Consider the following 16,236-nt stretch of genomic DNA (forward strand, 5'->3'; position numbering starts at 1 on the left):
ATACTTTATTGATCGTGAATAACCAAAATATCGGACTCTATTCTATTTAAAAGACGTGCGGTGGTGCTGCCCATTAAGAAGCGCTCCACCCACCCTTTTTCGGGTGCGCCCAGAATCAACAGATCGATCTTCTCTTGCTGACAGAACTCAGGCAATTTTTCATCCGCATCCCCCACAATCAATTTAAGCAGTGGCGAACCCAATGGACGGTTTAGAGGTTCAATCAACGATTCAATTCTTTGACGATGCTCCTCACCCACCTGTTTTTGAAGCGACTCAAAATCTTCCACTAAATGCTCATCATAGATGACGCTCTGTGGAAGTGTTTGAAAACAGTGAACGACATGAAGCTCAGCTGACAGCCGTTGTGCAAACTGATCAGCCACCTCAAGCAGTTGCTTCTCCAACCTGTGATTGCGACTATCCAGATGGAACGGATCAATGGCTACGGCAATCCTTGGGTGGGCCTGCCAGGGTTGATCACTGGCTAGCAGAACCGGTTCATGGAGACGGCGGACCAACTCTTGCTCATCGCCACCGATTAGCCAATCCAACAGATCATGTTTTCTGACACGGGGTACCACCATCAAGTCAGGCTGGTAACGATCTGACTCTTCTAGTGCCGCTTTAAGAAAGCTAGGGTGCCAACGAATATCAGCCGCTACATCCTGTGGTAGGTCTAACTCTTCGATGTGCCGCTCAGCTTGGTTGAGCCTGTGCGTCACATAGAGTGCCAACGCATCCTCTTGTGATGGTTGATCTTCCGCCGTCGCCGTTTCAAACGCAGCGTTATAGACCGACTGAAACCACTCGATATGAGACGACTCCGCACAGAGTGCCGACGCTTTTAACAGCGGCTGTGGAGAGTAGTGTGACTCTTCACTGGTGACCAGTACTCGTTGGAACATAAATACTCTCCTGCCCTCTACTATGCAATTAATTGCAGTATAGCGTTAACTGTCGATATGAGCGTGACTCAGCGCAATTAAGGGAGATTAAACGATGCGATAGGATAATAAAAATTTACAAACCCCCATCAAGTCGTTATATTCAAAACTGCTAATTAAGCAAATTCATATCCCTTTAGGGACCGATCATTACCGAGTTCAACTATGACAGATACACAACGCCTACCCGCAGACACATTAGAGCTAATGCGTGAAAACTCAAAAGAGGCCGCGCGTTTGATGAAGGCACTCGCAAACGGTAGTCGATTAATGATTCTTTGCTACTTGGAAGGTAAAGAGCTCTCTGTCACCGAGCTAAACGAGCATCTGGATCTAAGCCAGTCCGCCCTGTCACAACACCTAGCAGTGCTGCGTCGTGATGGCCTAGTTAAAACTCGTCGCGATTCGCAAACGATCTACTACTCACTTGAAGGCGATCGTGCACAACGAATTATCAGTACTCTGCACGGCATGTACTGCGGCATTTAAATCAATAGCATGTACAACAGGCTGCCCAGCGCAATGCTGAGCAGCGCATTTTTGCTCAACCACTGAGTCACGGCTACCAGCATTAAACTTCCCAGACTGATTACCCACTGTTGATTGGCCATCGGCAGATCAGAGACCGCATACACCACCAACAGAACCATTAAAACGGGCGGCAGATATCGACCCAGATACTCCAGTAGTGGGTGCTGACTGTGACGCGATAAAAAGAGAAACGGTAGTGCACGCGTTGCCACCGTTGCCAACGCAGCTAATGCTATAAAGCTGATTAGATAGAGTGACTGGTCCATCGCTGCCTCAAGTAGTTAATCAACATTAGAACCAGTGCGGTAGTGATCGATAGCAACAGCATCTGATCTTGCCAAAGCCAAATGGCGATCAGCCCAATCAAACAGGCTATCAACATCAAACCCGCCGCTCTATGCGTTCGATACTGTTCAACGGCCAGTACCACGAACAGTGCTGGCAGCACTATCTCCAAACCTAAATCGGGCAGTGTCAGTTGAGCACCCAATAGTGCACCAATCAATGTACCCAAAACCCAGTAGCTCTGATTGATGCCTGCCAAGCGCCAATAATCTTGCTGCTGCAGGCCGCTCTCTTTTGGCAGCCCGGTAATCAGTGAGAAGGTCTCATCGGTCAATGCGAAGACCATATAGGCCTTACGCCACCCAGTAAGCTTTAGCGAAGATAGCAGTGTCAGGCCATAGAAGATGTGGCGACTGTTCAGGAGGAAAACAGCCACAAACACTTCTAACAGCCCTGCATGATTGGCAATCAAACCCACCGATAAAAACTGGGCAGAGCCGGCAAACACAATGACGCTGAATGCGACGGCCCAATACCAATCCAATCCCAACTCGGTGACAAACAGCACGCCGAAGGCCATCCCAAGTGGAAGGTAGCCAAATAGAACCGGCAATGAGAGTCTAAAAAGATGCATGCATTCACTTCTCGTAAAAAAGCGATCCTCGCTCAGGCTCTTGATCAGGTCAACTTTATAGATAGTTAAAATATCGATTTTTATTGAAATCAGATTGAAAAAATTAATTTTCTCATAATTCTAAGCATGAACTATATTCCGCATTAACGGTAACCCTCGACCGTGACTAGCGTCAGAACTGAGCGATCAATTTTATAGAGTGAGATTAAGAGATGGGCAGCAAAGTCCGTGTCGATGAAAAGATCGAAGACCTCGACGATTGGAATGATCAATTCGAAGAGCAAGAGAGCCAACGTAACCGATCCAGATACAATGCTAAGCGCAGACGTCAGATCGAAGATATTATGGAGGATCGCGTTCTCGCCAGTCAGTTACGTGACGCTTACGACGAACTTTACTAGGCTCCCCGTACCACCTAAGTCTTAATAAAAAAGGTTGTGGTCAAAGTTTAACTTTGTTTATATGGAGTTGACTGAAGTTGACCTTAATTATTGAGGGCAAGTTCGGCACACCCGACCGGTGGCAGTATCAATAGCTGACACCGGTCGACCTCTTCTTCTTTCCCTACTTCGCTTCTGATACTATCTCAGCTCAAATTTATCCATTTGTAAGGTTTCGTTATGAGTAAGTTTTGGAGCCCGCAGATCCATGATCTCGTTCCTTATACACCCGGTGAACAACCTAAGGTTGCCAACTTAGTTAAACTCAACACCAATGAGAATCCTTACCCCCCTGCTCATGGGGTTCAGGAAGTGTTAACCGCGTTTGAGACCGATCGTTTACGCCTCTATCCAGACCCTGAGTCTTCTGCGCTCATCAATGAGCTTTCAACCACTCTGGGTGTGCCTAACGAAAATCTATTTGTCGGTAATGGCTCAGACGAAGTGTTGGCTCATGCGTTTATGGCGTTCTTCCGTCAAGAGAAGCCACTGGTCAAACCAGACATCACTTACAGCTTCTACGATGTTTATGCTGATCTATATGGAATTGAGATTAAGAATCAAAAACTTAATGATGATTTCTCAATCTCTTTAGAGGATTACCCACTGGATAATGGCGGTATCATTTTTGCCAACCCGAATGCTCCTACTGGGTTAGCTCTGCCGTTAGATCAGATCAAAAACCTACTCGATCGCAACACTGAAACGGTGGTATTGGTGGATGAAGCGTACGTCGATTTTGGTGGCGAATCGGCCATTGAGCTAGTGAATCAATACCCTAACCTTGTGGTGACACAGACCTTCTCTAAGTCGCGCTCACTTGCTGGTTTGCGCATCGGTTATGCCGTCGCACAACCCCATCTGATCGACGGCTTGAATCGAGTTAAAAACTCATTCAACAGCTACCCTATGGATATGCTCGCGATCGCAGCTGGCGTTGCCTCATTGAAAGACAGCGCCTACTTCAAGGAGATGTGTGACAAAATCATCGCAACGCGCGAGACCACTCGTGATCGCCTTGAAAAGCTAGGTTTCAACATACTTCCATCAGCAACCAACTTCCTCTTTGCCGAGCACCGGTTTATTGAGGGGGGTGAGTTGATGGGCTATTTACGTACTAAAGGGGTGTTAGTTCGCCACTTCAGTCGCCCTGAGATCGCGAACTTCCTTCGCATCACCATTGGTACCGATGCTGAGATGGATGCATTGATCGACGCACTCAAATCGCACCCTGATATGGTCGAGCTAGACGCTTGAACCAATCATTAGCGTCACAACAGGACTCACACAAAGAGTATCGACAAGGACTCTTCCAAGGCACCCTAGCTTATCTAATCTGGGGCTGCTTTGGACTCTACTTTACCCTACTTGCTGAGGTACCGGCCGACGAGGTGCTAGCACACCGTATTGTCTGGTGTGTGCTCTTTGTTGGCTTGCTGATTCTTCTGCAGAAAAAAATTCGCTCCACCTGGACGATGTTAACGTCCAAAAAGACGCTGTTCTGGTTAACCATTTCATCACTGCTCATCAGTGGTAACTGGTGGATCTATATCTGGGCGGTAGGCAGTGGCCAAGTGATCGCGGCCAGCCTGGGGTATTTTCTATCGCCTTTGGTTGCGGTGTTGTTGGGGCTGATCTTTTTTAAAGAGCAACTCAACAGGTTACAAAAAACATCGGTCTTCTTCGCCTCTGTCGGGGTCTTATGGCAGATAGTCGCCATTGGTGAGTTCCCATGGATCGCTGTTAGCCTATCTCTGCTGTTCGGCTTTTACGGCGTTGTGCGTAAGCAGATAGCGGTCGATTCAGTCAGCGGATTGTTGATAGAGACCTTAATCATGTTCCCGATCGCATTGATCTACCTGAGCTTGCTAACCACCCAGGGTGTTGATCATTTCGGTGCATTCACTTGGGAGTTAATCGGTGCTGGTGTCATGACCGCTGTGCCACTGATTCTGTTTGCTTCTGCCGCAAGAAAACTTCCGTTAGGTACCGTAGGCTTCCTAAACTACATCGCCCCGATCATGCAGTTCCTTAGCGCTGTGTTCATTTTGAACGAAGCCTTCGGCATCGATCGCTTCATCAGTTTTGCCTTTATTTGGGTGGGGCTGATCGTGTTCAGTGTGGATCTTTTTCGTAAGGCTAAGGCAAAGGGTTAACAGCGGTGTCAGACCTTAGGTCAGACACCAGAGTGTTAAACTGGCTACGCAGCTGCGGGTCTGACCTTTGGTCTGATCCAACTGTGCCTAATTTTGTTGGAGCGGTCTTGGAAAGGCCGCGAACAAAAAAGGCCTGACAGTGTCAGGCCTTTTTGCTTCAAGTGGAGTGTTTAAGCACTCAACTCTAACAGCAGTTTGTTCAGACGAGCTGTGTAAGCTGCTGGATCCTCTAGCTGACCGCCGGTCGCTAGTTGAGCTTGATCCAATAGAATCATTGCCAGATCAGCAAAACGATCTTCATCGGACTCTTGATCAAGCTTACCGATCAGTGGGTGCTCTGCGTTGAACTCAAAGACGGGTTTAGTCTCTGGAACTGCTTGGCCAGCCGCTTCCATGATACGACGCATCTGTAGACCCATATCGTAATCCCCAAGCACCAGACAGGCTGGAGAGTCGGTTAGACGCTGTGAGACACGGACAGAGTCGACACGGTCGGTAAATACACCGCCAAGACGTTCAATCAGTGATGCGTACTGCTCGTTCTGCTCCTCTTGAGCTTTTTTGCTCTCTTCAGACTCTTCACCATCCAGTTTCAACTCGCCTTTGGTGACGTCTTGGAACGACTTGCCTGAGTAGTCCATCAAGTGGCTCATCATCCACTCATCAATGCGATCAGTCAGAAGCAGCACTTCAATGCCCTTCTTACGGAAGATCTCTAGATGTGGGCTCGCTTTAGCCGCGTTGTAGTTATCGGCGACTAGGTAGTAGATCTTCTCTTGATCTTCGCCCATACGCTCTATGTAGCTGTCTAGGCTGACGTTCTGATCGCCGTTGCTGTTCTCGGTCGATGCAAAACGCATTAGCTTAAGAATGCGCTCACGATTCGCATGATCTTCCGCAGGGCCCTCTTTCAAGACCTGACCAAACTCTTTCCAGAACTCTAGGTACTTCTCGGCATCCTTCTTAGCGAACTTCTCGATCATATCGAGGCTTCGCTTAGTCAGAGCGGACTTCAGCTTATCAACGTTTGGATCTTTCTGAAGAATCTCACGAGAGACGTTTAGTGATAGGTTTTTCGAATCAACGACACCTTTAATGAAGCGCAGGTAGAGCGGCAAAAACTGATCCGCTTGATCCATGATAAAGACACGCTGAATGAAGAGCTTAAGCCCTTTAGGTGCTTCACGGTTCCAAAGGTCGTAAGGCGCTTTGGACGGTAGGTAGAGAAGACTGGTGTACTCTAAGTTACCTTCAACGCGGTTATGAGCCCAACTGATTGGCTCCTGGAGATCATGAGAGACGTGCTGGTAGAAGTTTTTGTACTCCTCCTCGGTCACCTCTGACTTGTTCTTAGTCCATAATGCTGTCGCACTGTTAACCGTCTCGATCTCAGGTGCATCCTTTGATGACTCATCATCACCCTCTGCCGGCATGGGTTGTTTCTCCATCTGCACAGGCATCGCGATGTGATCTGAGTATTTGGTGACTAGAGAGCGTAGACGCCAATCGCTGGCAAACTCTTTCGCATCCTCTTTTAGGGTCATGACGATACGCGTGCCGCGCTCTGGCTTATCGATGGTTGCGATATCGAACTCGCCCTCACCTTTAGAGGACCAGTGGACACCCTCTGCCGCGTCTAAACCAGCACGACGGGTATATAGATCAACCTGATCAGCCACAATGAATGCAGAGTAGAAACCAACACCAAACTGACCGATCAGTTGTGAATCTTTGGCGGCATCGCCGGTCAGATTTTGAAGGAAGCTAGCGGTACCCGATTTAGCGATGGTACCCAGGTGCTCGATGACCTCATCGCGCGACATACCGATGCCGTTATCTTCGATGGTAATGGTGTTGTTCTCTTCATCAGCAGAGACACGAATACGCAGATCACCATCGTTTTCATAGAGGTCGGCATTAGACAAGGCTTCAAAGCGTAGCTTTTCAGCCGCATCTGAAGCGTTGGAGATCAATTCACGTAGGAAGATCTCTTTATTAGAGTATAGAGAGTGAATCATCAGCTGCAGCAGCTGTTTCACTTCGGTTTGAAAGCCAAGAGTTTCTTGTTTCGTTTCGGTTGTCATAGCTTAGACCTGAATTCCCAAGTTACTGATTAACACTCCATCAGATATGGGGGATGCCGATCTAATTTCAACCCTTGGCGTTGATATCGGTACTCATCATCAAGGTTCTTAGCGTCGAAGAGCTGAATTCACGACGATAGAGAATCCAGACAACCACTGCACACAAAAACATAAAGAGCCAGGTATTGACCATCCACCCTAGCACTGCGATGGCAAAGTAGTAGGTTCTCAGTCCGGCATTAAAGTTGTTCGCTGCCATACTAGCCATGCGAGCCGAGCGTTCTGCGTGCATATCGAGAGTCCGTGGATCGGCATTCTCTTTGGGGTTGGGGCCGCCACCAATCATGACCGAGACAAATCCATACTGGCGAATAGACCAGGTGAACTTAAAGAAGGCGTATACAAACATCACCATCAGCACGATGATGCGCAGGTCCCATTGCAGTCGAGTCATCGGCTCTGTGAACGGCAGTTCAGACAGAAGGTCGATCGCCATATCAGAGCGAGAGAGCAGGGTCAGAAGGCCGGCCAAAATCAGCATGGTGGTGCTGGCAAAGAAGGTGACACCGCGCTCAAGATTGGTGATCGTTGTGGTATCAGCCACCCTCACCTCACGATCCAGCGCCGCGCGCATCCACTCCTTACGATAGAGGTGCATTAGGCTAGCCAGACAGGTGACACGATAACTGGCTCGCTTAGCGTATATGAAATAGCCGTTGAAACAGATCAAAAACCAGATCAACGCGACCAGGTCCAGATTGAGTGAAATCAGCATATCCCAAAATGAATTCATGCATTGCCTCCTTGCTTCGCTTGACGCTGTGCTGCCGTTAAGGCGCGATCCAACGCGTTGGCAAACTCACGACGATCTGCCTGACTCATACCCGATTGGCCACCAGACTGAATACCGCTAGCGCGCATGGTTTCGTAGAAGTCACGCAGATTGAGGCGCGCTTTGATGTTCTCTTTCGTTAAGGCCTCGCCACGATGGGTAAGTACGCGAGCCCCTTTATCGATCAGATCATTAGCCAACGGCAGATCTGTAGCGATGACAAGATCACCAGCGGTCACTCGATCAACGATCTCTTGATCAGCCTGATCGGCACCCTGAGGGACTCGACGCCAGTTTAAATAGGGGGAATTAGGTAACTGATAGAAGTGGTTTGCAACGAACTCCATCTCTACTTTTCGATTGAGTGCTGCCTTGATGAGAATATCTCTAATCACCACAGGACACGCATCCGCATCAACCCAAACTTTCACACTCATTCCTTGAAATCTAAGAAGCGTTCAGTATCCCCTCTTCCCCGTCGAGAAAACAAGCCTGAAACTGATATAGATGATCAATTTCACACAATTGGTGAGAGATAGGGGAAGTCAGATGGGGCCCTACTCGATTTTTGGGACGGTAACTGGTGTTGTTCATTAACTCAAACACACTCGAATCGATCGTCTCAAAGCGATTCTGACAAGTACCTATTGGACGCCAATGGCGATCGCTAAACCAGTCATACAGCCCACCCAAAAACAGATCATAGGAGTCGTGAGGCAGTTCAAAGTTAGAGGTTTGAGTCTTCACAGACTCAGCATCCAGCTTCAGACCCGAGTGAATCAGTGACTCGCATATCCATTGGCAAGAGTGGGTTGAGAGCGTTGAGTCTGTCCCTCCGCCAACATCCCCATGCGATCCGGCAAACCATCGCTGCTCAACGCTCTGATTCTCTTCAAGCTTGGGTGACCAGAGTGTCGGTATGAAATCTGCACGATGCTCATCAATGGCTAGTGCTTGAAAGCCCCGCTTCACATTGGAAGCTAAGCGTGTGTCATGAAAGCCCCACAAATAGTGGTTTAACTGTTTAAAGCTACCCAATGGAATGCCCAACGACCCGACGGTATCCCAAACGGCAATAGCCTCAATCTGTATCGGGGTGGCGATCTGGGCTTTGAATCGATTTTGTTCACGACGGGTGCCGCGTCTGTAGAGCTGGTAGCAGGAATCGAATTGCTCTAGATGCTCCAATCTAAGCAGACCCAATCGATCAATAAGACCTGACAGGCTTCTCGCTGCAAACGCCCCACGACTGTAGCCGACCAGGTAGACCCGATCGCCCGTTTGGTAGTGCTCCATCAACCATAAATAGGCTTCGGCTATCTTGTCAGAGAGTCCCCAACCAAAGATGCCTCCTCGAATCTGTTGCCAGGCTGAAGTGCCTACTCCAGGGAGATAATGAACCTGTTGTGGAATATCTGTGTCTGAATTGTGAAGAGCCTCAACCAACCGCACAACATGGCTGTTTTGATCGCCATCACTCAAATCTGAATCGGTTTTTTGCCAAGTGCCATCAAAGGCCAGCAGTAAATTGCGCACCAGATTCTCCTGTCATAATTAGAAGTACTGTGCGCTTGAGGTCGCTATGACGAGCAGGTTAAGAAAATCCCCTCTGCCCATTTCGGTGGAGCATCTGCATAGTCTGCCAGTGGCGCATAGTACTTAGTTGGTTCACGAACCATGGCAAGCAGATGATTCACGCGTTGATAGTCACCTTGGTGAGCGTCGCGAATCGCCTCTTCACACATGTAGTTACGTAAAATATAGACAGGGTTTAAGGTTTTTGCGTAATCCAGACGTGATCTTAGTTGCTCATCTTCTGAGTGACGTACTGCATAGAATCGGCTTAACCACTCTGAATAGGATTCGGGGCTCTCTACTTCGGCACCCAAAGCGTCGCCCTTTTCTAGATTTGTTAAAGCCAGAATAAAACGATTGAGATCACCCTGCTGTTTTTCTAACAACGTGAGCATCTCATCAATTAGTGCTTTGTGGGTGACCCCTGGATTCGGTAGTGCCAATCGCTGAGAGAGCTTTGTGTAATAGGCATCAAAATAGAGCGTTGAGAATCTCTCGAGTTGAGCCTCCAAGTCGGATTTATCTATCAGAGGGATTAACGCCTGAGCTAAGGCCGCAAGATTCCACTGCATGATGCTCGGTTGATTACTGAACGCGTATCGACCTCTGTCATCGTTTTTATTAGCGATGTGGTCCGGCTCATATCGATCCATAAAGGTAAACGGACCATAGTCAAAGGTCTCTCCTATGATCGACATATTGTCGGTGTTCATGACGGCATGAACAAACCCGTAACTCTGCCACTGTGCAACCAGGTAGGCACTGCGCTCAACCACCTGTTGATACATGAACAGGTAAGGATTTTCGGCCTGTTTCGCGTCAGGGTAGTAACGATCGATCACGTAATCGGCAAGCTGTTTCAGGTCCTCATGCTGACCAGAATAGTAGAAGTACTCAAAGTGGCCAAAACGTATGTGACAGGGTGTCACCCTAAGCACTTGAGCACAGGGCTCTGCCCCATTTCGTAGGGTAAACTCCTCACTGCCAAAAATAGCCAGCGCACGTGTGGTGGGAATACCCAAGCCAAACATCGCTTCACTGACAAGGTACTCACGAATACTGGAGCGAAGTACCGCTTTGCCATCAGCAAAGCGCGAATAGGCGGTTTTACCCGCCCCTTTAAGGTGGAGATCCCATCGATTGCCAGCAGGGTCTAGATGCTCGCCGAGCAAGATACCACGCCCATCACCGAGATCTGGGTTATAGACACCGAACTGGTGTCCAGTGTATTTCATGGCCAAGGGTTCAGCACCCTCTGGGCCCTGCTCAGTGGTGAAAGTTTCCACCAGCTGACTGGGCGCCCATTCACAGGGATTTAGCCCTAATGCTTGAGCCAGTGGTGCATTGAAGCTGATTAAATGAGTGTTCTTTAACGGAGTGACAGAGACCGACTGATACCAGTGAGAGGGTAAACGGGCATAGCTGTTATCGAAATTGAGCTTAGACATGGCTAATCCTCAAACTTATGAGCCTCTGAGGTAATACTCTCTAGACGATTGCCAAGCAGAACCACTTGGCCACGGTAGCGCTGATCGCCGGTCGTGGTGAACTCAAACTGATATCGACGCCAGGGTGCCAAGCGACCTCTATCATCTCGTTTTAACCAAAGCGCACGCAGAGATACGTTTTGGTCCAACAACTGCAGATTCAACTTGTTGCAGTAACTCTCAACCGCTTTCAGTGCGCGCTCTCTAACGGCTAGGCCTTTGTACCAAACATAGATAACACCAGCGACTAGAGTCAGGAGAAAGAGATCGGTAAGTTCAATAAACACGCTGATGACCTATAAAGTGTGAGAATGTCGACAGTCTAATCAAGCATCTTTATTTAGTATAGAGTCGATCGTATCGCCAACGTGCCCAGCGCTTATAAGCCAGATTGACTATGGGCTTGATGATTGGCCAACCAAGGATGCGCCAAATCCAGCCCCAGCGGGTATGCTGCCAAGCGGCTATGTTCGCATCGATTCCAGTTACCCACTGGTCACCACGCTGCAGATGAAGAACCTTAAGCATGTTAATACGCTCCTCTTCTGTCAGTTGATCCGATAACTCATGGATATCTTGGAGTTCTAACTGTTCGCCCTTAATGACTGCCAACTTATCCATCTCGGCAACACAGAGCGAACATTTTCCGTCGTAGTAGAGTGTCTCTTTCATGTAATAAGATACGAAACACTTCTCAAAGCGGATGACCGGATAACCTGTCGATTAAAACAGATTACAGATCGCGGTTGACTGGCTTTTTGCGATTGCCACCAAAACGGCGAGGTTTACGTTTGGGTGTACCATCAGCCGGTCTATTGCGCCTTGGCTGATTTTGACGCGGTGCTGGTTGTGCTGATGCACCCTCCGCTTTCTGCTTTGGCTTTTTAGGTTTTTTCGGCTTCAACGGCGGTTGTAGCTTAGATTCTGGCAGTGGGTTGTTCGGCGCAAATCCCTTCAAGTCGCGACGTTCCAGAAGTTTCTGCGTCAAGCGCTCGATCGCTCGAAGCTGATCAAACTCATCAATTGAGACCAGTGATACCGCCTGACCCACACTGCCGGCACGACCGGTACGGCCGATACGGTGTACATAATCTTCTGCCACGTTGGGAAGATCAAAGTTAATCACGTGAGGCAGCTCTTTGATATCGATACCGCGTGCCGCAATGTCGGTAGCTACAAGGATCTGAATATCGCCCTGTTTAAAGGCCTGCAATGCACGCGTGCGAGCACCCTGACTCTTATTGCCATGGATAGCCGCTGCAGTAATACCCGCCTTATCCAGCTGAACGACTAGACGGTTTGCACCATGCTTAGTTCGGCTGAAGACCAGTACCTGAAACCAGTTGTTGGTCTTGATCAAATCGATGAGAGCCGCTGTCTTGCTCTTCTTATCAACCCCAATGACCCACTGCTCAACGGTGTGAGCGGTCGCATTTTCTGGTGATACCGAGACCTCTACTGGGTTGTTGACGATGTCGTGAGCCAGCTCTTTGATCTCTGGGGAGAAGGTCGCAGAGAACATTAGGTTCTGACGCTGCTTAGGCAGCAAGTTAAGGATCTTACGAATGTCACGAATAAAGCCCATGTCGAGCATGCGATCAGCTTCATCCAATACCAGCACTTCTAGCTGATCAAAACGAACTGCATTCTGCGAGTAGAGATCTAAAAGACGACCCGGTGTCGCGATCAATATGTCCGTGCCAGAGCGAAGCTTTTGCATCTGTGGGTTGATCTTAACCCCACCAAAAACCACATTGCTCTTGAGGTCGGTGTATTTGCCATAGAACTCAGCATTGTCTTGGATCTGAGCCGCCAGTTCACGAGTCGGTGTCAGCACTAATGAACGAACATTGTTGCTTTTTACCTTAGGGCCAGATTGCAATCTCTCGAGCAGAGGCAGAATAAAGCTAGCAGTTTTACCCGTTCCCGTTTGCGCAGCCGCCATAACGTCCTTACCGGACATCACGGCAGGAATGCCTTCACGTTGAATAGGAGTCGCTTCTGAATAGCCTTTTTCAGCTATTGCACGGGTAAGAGGAGCCGAAAGGCCAAGAGATTTGAAAGACATGAGGACACTCAAAATATTAAGGCGCGCACAGTAACATAAAGCGTGGCTAGGCACACGTGAAAAACCATTGTGCTCGTTCTCAGTCGGACGGGGACTACTGGCACGAGATTTGAATCTGGCACCCTGTTCCCCGTCCGACTGAGAACGAGCTAACCTGAATAGGCGAAGCGATGTTTTTGACATTTCGCTTCGACCTTAGGGCTAGCTCCAGTAGGACTCCGTTGCGGGCTTATCGCGAAGTCCTATTGTAGGAGGGAATTCAGCTCTGCTGAAACCCCGATCGATTTCAACAGCGGGTGACAGGCTGAAAGCCAGTCACCATACTTCGTAGGAAGATCAGCGCTCCAGTGACTGGCTTTAGCCTGTCACCTGCTTCAATTTAAACCTTTCTCCACGAGAACCAAGCCGCTAGCAGTGCGGTTAACAGCGATACTGTCAGGGCATTGGTTGTGACACTTTCGAGAAGCTGTGGATCAGACTCCCCTATTGCGGCGCCAGCAAAGTAGAGTCCTAGTAACAGGGTAATCACCGCCATTCCGATCAACTGGCCACTCTGTCTCGATAGACTGAGGATGGCTGAGCCTATACCCATTCGCTCTGCAGGGAGTGTTGCCAGTGCCGCGGAGTTGTTTGGGGTAGAGAACATCCCATGGCCGGTTCCGATCACCATAATACAGAGCCCGATCACCCAGAGCGGTGTCTCGTGATTCATCAACGCTAACGCCAGTAACCCAAGGGCTATGGACAAACTTCCTCCCGTCGCCAGTAGACGGTGTCCTATTCGATCAGAGACGCGTCCTGCCAGCGGCGCGATGATCGTCATCATCAACGCTTGAAGCATCATCAGCTGCCCAGTATCCGTGGGCGACAGTTGGCGGTTGTATTGCAGATAAAGTGACAAAATCAGGACGATTCCGTACTGGCTGGCGTACATAAACATGGCCGCGGTTGCAGAGTTGATGAAGGTTTTATTCTTCATCATCAAGTCGATTCTCACCAGTGGAAATGCCTGTTTGCCAGACCATTTGATGAAGAGATAACCCAGACCTACTCCTAAGAGTGCAAGCAACCAACCGTTGAGTTCAATCAGGCGAGTACTGCCAAAATAGAGAGCTGCAATGGTGGCTGAGAAAATGGCTGTACCGACCCAGTCGATCTTATGCTTTTCACTGCTTTTCCATTCGCCTGGGATAAACAGTCGAATCGATAAAATGACCCCTAGCAATATCGGTACCGGCAACATAAACACAGATCGCCAGCCAAACAGGTCGACCAACCAGCCACCTATTAGCGGGCCTGCAGTCATGCCGAGATAGACGGCTGATGTCATCCAACCTAGAGCGGCCCCTCGCCCACCTGCTGCGTAGATACGGGAGATCATGGCCATACCCGCGCTGGCTAGGATAGCCCCGGCAGCCCCCTGTACCACACGCCCTGCTAACAGTATTTCAATATTGGGCGCAAAAGCCGCCATGGCGCCACCCAACGCAAAAAGACCACAACTGATGAGAAAAGCCTTTTTAAGACCAATGAGATCCGATAGACGACCGCCTGGCAGTTGGGAGATCAAACTCACCAGAAGGAAGATGGCCGGTATCCAACTGATCAATACCGCATTGACTTGAAGGTCTTGAGCAATGGCAGGTAGTGCGACCAGAGATGCCGACACGGCTAAAGGAAACTGCAGAATCGCTAGACTGAGGATAATCAGTGCTTTTAGTCGAGCTTGTGAATAACGCTGATAGTAACGCGCAAACTGTGTCATCTAACGTCCTTGTGAAAAATTTTAGCCATCAGCTAAATGTCAGCTTTGCACACTATTATGAACCCAGCTGTTGTAAACACCCCTTTGAGAGGGTGAAGCCCTTTCCCCTCTCTTTCTTTTTTCTTCCCTTAGATGGCCCTGTCTGTGTAGAGCTCAACATTGGTCAGTTGTGCTACTTCATTGATGTAATCTACAACCTGCGTGGGCATCTGAAGATCTTTGATCACGGTTAAGTTGCGTAACATTGGAAAAATCATAACGTCGTCCCAGCTAAGCTGCCCACCTCTATCCGAAGGCTTAATCAGCTTAGGCAAATCATTTAAGACCTGCTCTACAAGGGCTTGGTGTTCAGCTGTATTGTCCAGAGCTTGCTCAAAACTACACTCAATCATCGCTTCCTTGTTCAAACGATAAAAATCAATTGCCGATTGAGTTTCAAACTCAGGCAAACCGATCTGTACATTGCGAGGAAAAAGCAGAGAGAAGATCGCGCGATTTACTGACATCAGTGGTTGTGTGAAACGATCAGAATCACCACCTTCGACTATTACCTGATCAGCCTTGCCTAACTCATCCAACTTATGAGCGATATCCAGACTTTCGCCCATAGATTGGCCATCAATCTCTAAAATCGGCACCATTTTTTTGCCAACACGCTCAATACAGCTGTCGGCATCGTCATTCAGCAGGTAAATCGACTCAAAATTAACCTGTTTGTATTTAGCGACCATGTCAGCACGAACACAGAATGGACAATGATCATATTGGAAAAGCTTCATAACACCTCTCTTACATCGGGGATGGCTTATTAGAGCACAACTTATCCATCAGTATGTATCAACCTAGATAAGATAATTGCTATTCTCTATTCAAAGATGTGAGAAGGAGTCTCAATGAAACAAGCCATTCAAGATCTCTATCCAGAGAGCCATAGCCACTGTTTTGGCTGTGGTCGATCAAACGCGGATGGATGGCACCTGAAAAGTTATGTAACAGGTGACACAACCCTAGCTCGCTTCACGCCAGAGAACAAATACAGTGGCGGCGTTCCTGGACACCTCTACGGCGGCGCGGTCGCCTCCCTACTCGACTGTCATGGCACTGCATCAGCGGCCGCTTTAAGCTACCTGCAGAAGCATGAAACACTCGAAAAAGATGCAAAGATTCAACGCCACGTTACGGGGCAGTTGAACATCAAATACCTTACCCCCACTCCAATGGGCGTAGAGTTGCAGCTGCATGGCGAGCTGCTATCCATCGAGGGGCGTAAAGTGCGAGTTAAGTTGACCTTATCCGCCAATGAAACGCTCTGTGCAGAGGCTGAGATGGTTGCGTTTGGCGTTGAGTGATTGTTGGAGCGGTCTTGTAAAGGCCGCGATTGGTATTCATTAGAGTTTATCTGAAAGCAACAGTGACTGGCTTCAGCCTGTCA

Annotated in this window: 18 protein-coding genes; 5 read left to right on the forward strand and 13 right to left on the reverse strand. The window is 48.8% G+C overall.

The window, feature by feature from the left end; translation table 11 throughout:
* Positions 1-5 precede the first annotated feature (5 nt).
* The gene (locus tag XMA127_RS04675) at positions 6-908 is read right to left on the reverse strand and encodes a universal stress protein (protein ID WP_173498947.1); all 903 of its coding nucleotides are present in this window, start codon (positions 906-908) and stop codon (positions 6-8) included.
* 204 nt (positions 909-1,112) lie between these two features.
* Between XMA127_RS04675 and XMA127_RS04680 the strand changes: the two genes are divergently transcribed.
* Positions 1,113-1,436 (forward strand): metalloregulator ArsR/SmtB family transcription factor, encoded by a 324-nt coding sequence (locus tag XMA127_RS04680; RefSeq protein ID WP_254442871.1) that lies wholly within the window; start codon positions 1,113-1,115, stop codon positions 1,434-1,436.
* On the opposite strand, the gene XMA127_RS04685 is transcribed toward XMA127_RS04680, so the two are convergent.
* Both XMA127_RS04685 and XMA127_RS04690 read right to left on the reverse strand, forming a co-directional pair.
* Positions 1,433-1,744, reverse strand: a complete 312-nt coding sequence (locus tag XMA127_RS04685; protein ID WP_173488950.1) for a branched-chain amino acid transporter permease — start codon at positions 1,742-1,744, stop codon at positions 1,433-1,435. The two genes, XMA127_RS04680 and XMA127_RS04685, sit on opposite strands and share 4 nt — an antisense overlap.
* Entirely contained in the window at positions 1,723-2,397 is a 675-nt protein-coding gene (locus tag XMA127_RS04690; protein ID WP_173481497.1) for an AzlC family ABC transporter permease, read from the reverse strand. Before XMA127_RS04690 ends, XMA127_RS04685 begins: the two co-directional genes overlap by 22 nt.
* 212 nt (positions 2,398-2,609) lie before the next feature.
* On the opposite strand from XMA127_RS04690, the gene XMA127_RS04695 reads away from it, so the two are divergent.
* From XMA127_RS04695 to rarD, 3 genes are all read left to right on the forward strand, one after another.
* Positions 2,610-2,798 (forward strand): PA3496 family putative envelope integrity protein, encoded by a 189-nt coding sequence (locus XMA127_RS04695; RefSeq protein WP_173482303.1) that lies wholly within the window; start codon positions 2,610-2,612, stop codon positions 2,796-2,798.
* A gap of 219 nt (positions 2,799-3,017) precedes the next feature.
* A complete protein-coding gene (hisC, locus tag XMA127_RS04700) occupies positions 3,018-4,094 on the forward strand; it encodes a histidinol-phosphate transaminase (RefSeq protein WP_173498948.1) in 1,077 nt (358 codons plus the stop codon).
* Positions 4,091-4,993 carry an EamA family transporter RarD gene (gene rarD / locus XMA127_RS04705; protein WP_173498949.1) on the forward strand — a complete coding sequence of 301 codons (903 nt, stop codon included), beginning with the start codon at positions 4,091-4,093 and terminating at the stop codon, positions 4,991-4,993. The genes hisC and rarD overlap by 4 nt, the downstream gene beginning before the upstream one ends.
* A gap of 170 nt (positions 4,994-5,163) precedes the next feature.
* On the opposite strand, the gene htpG is transcribed toward rarD, so the two are convergent.
* The 10 genes from htpG to grxB form a co-directional block, all read right to left on the reverse strand.
* On the reverse strand, positions 5,164-7,077 hold the full coding sequence (htpG, locus tag XMA127_RS04710) for a molecular chaperone HtpG (RefSeq protein WP_173498950.1): 1,914 nt from the start codon (positions 7,075-7,077) through the stop codon (positions 5,164-5,166).
* Between the two features lie 67 nt (positions 7,078-7,144).
* Positions 7,145-7,870 carry a DUF599 domain-containing protein gene (locus tag XMA127_RS04715; protein ID WP_173498951.1) on the reverse strand — a complete coding sequence of 242 codons (726 nt, stop codon included), beginning with the start codon at positions 7,868-7,870 and terminating at the stop codon, positions 7,145-7,147.
* A complete protein-coding gene (locus XMA127_RS04720; protein ID WP_217362031.1) occupies positions 7,867-8,346 on the reverse strand; it encodes a YaiI/YqxD family protein in 480 nt (159 codons plus the stop codon). The genes XMA127_RS04715 and XMA127_RS04720 overlap by 4 nt, the downstream gene beginning before the upstream one ends.
* 10 nt (positions 8,347-8,356) lie before the next feature.
* Positions 8,357-9,445: a DUF2235 domain-containing protein gene (locus tag XMA127_RS04725; RefSeq protein ID WP_173498952.1), complete on the reverse strand. Its 1,089-nt coding sequence runs from the start codon at positions 9,443-9,445 to the stop codon at positions 8,357-8,359.
* Between the two features lie 44 nt (positions 9,446-9,489).
* Positions 9,490-10,932, reverse strand: coding sequence for a YdiU family protein (locus tag XMA127_RS04730; RefSeq protein ID WP_173484250.1), 1,443 nt, complete (start codon positions 10,930-10,932; stop codon positions 9,490-9,492).
* 2 nt (positions 10,933-10,934) lie between these two features.
* Positions 10,935-11,258, reverse strand: coding sequence for a DUF3301 domain-containing protein (locus XMA127_RS04735; RefSeq protein ID WP_173484251.1), 324 nt, complete (start codon positions 11,256-11,258; stop codon positions 10,935-10,937).
* A 49-nt stretch (positions 11,259-11,307) separates the two neighbouring features.
* Positions 11,308-11,643 (reverse strand): thiol-disulfide oxidoreductase DCC family protein, encoded by a 336-nt coding sequence (locus tag XMA127_RS04740; protein WP_173484252.1) that lies wholly within the window; start codon positions 11,641-11,643, stop codon positions 11,308-11,310.
* Positions 11,644-11,704: 61 nt separating this feature from the next.
* A complete protein-coding gene (locus XMA127_RS04745) occupies positions 11,705-13,039 on the reverse strand; it encodes a DEAD/DEAH box helicase (protein ID WP_173498953.1) in 1,335 nt (444 codons plus the stop codon).
* Positions 13,040-13,418: 379 nt separating this feature from the next.
* Complete coding sequence (locus XMA127_RS04750) at positions 13,419-14,804, reverse strand: MFS transporter (RefSeq protein WP_173498954.1); 1,386 nt, start codon at positions 14,802-14,804, stop codon at positions 13,419-13,421.
* Positions 14,805-14,932: 128 nt separating this feature from the next.
* Positions 14,933-15,583: a glutaredoxin 2 gene (gene grxB / locus XMA127_RS04755; protein WP_173498955.1), complete on the reverse strand. Its 651-nt coding sequence runs from the start codon at positions 15,581-15,583 to the stop codon at positions 14,933-14,935.
* Positions 15,584-15,697: 114 nt separating this feature from the next.
* Here grxB and XMA127_RS04760 point away from each other — a divergent pair, with 114 nt between their 5' ends.
* Positions 15,698-16,153, forward strand: a complete 456-nt coding sequence (locus tag XMA127_RS04760; RefSeq protein WP_173498956.1) for a PaaI family thioesterase — start codon at positions 15,698-15,700, stop codon at positions 16,151-16,153.
* Positions 16,154-16,236: the final 83 nt, after the last annotated feature.

Origin of the sequence: Marinobacterium sp. xm-a-127 (assembly GCF_013283425.1) — a bacterium.
Classification (GTDB): Bacteria; Pseudomonadota; Gammaproteobacteria; order Pseudomonadales; family Balneatricaceae; genus Marinobacterium_E.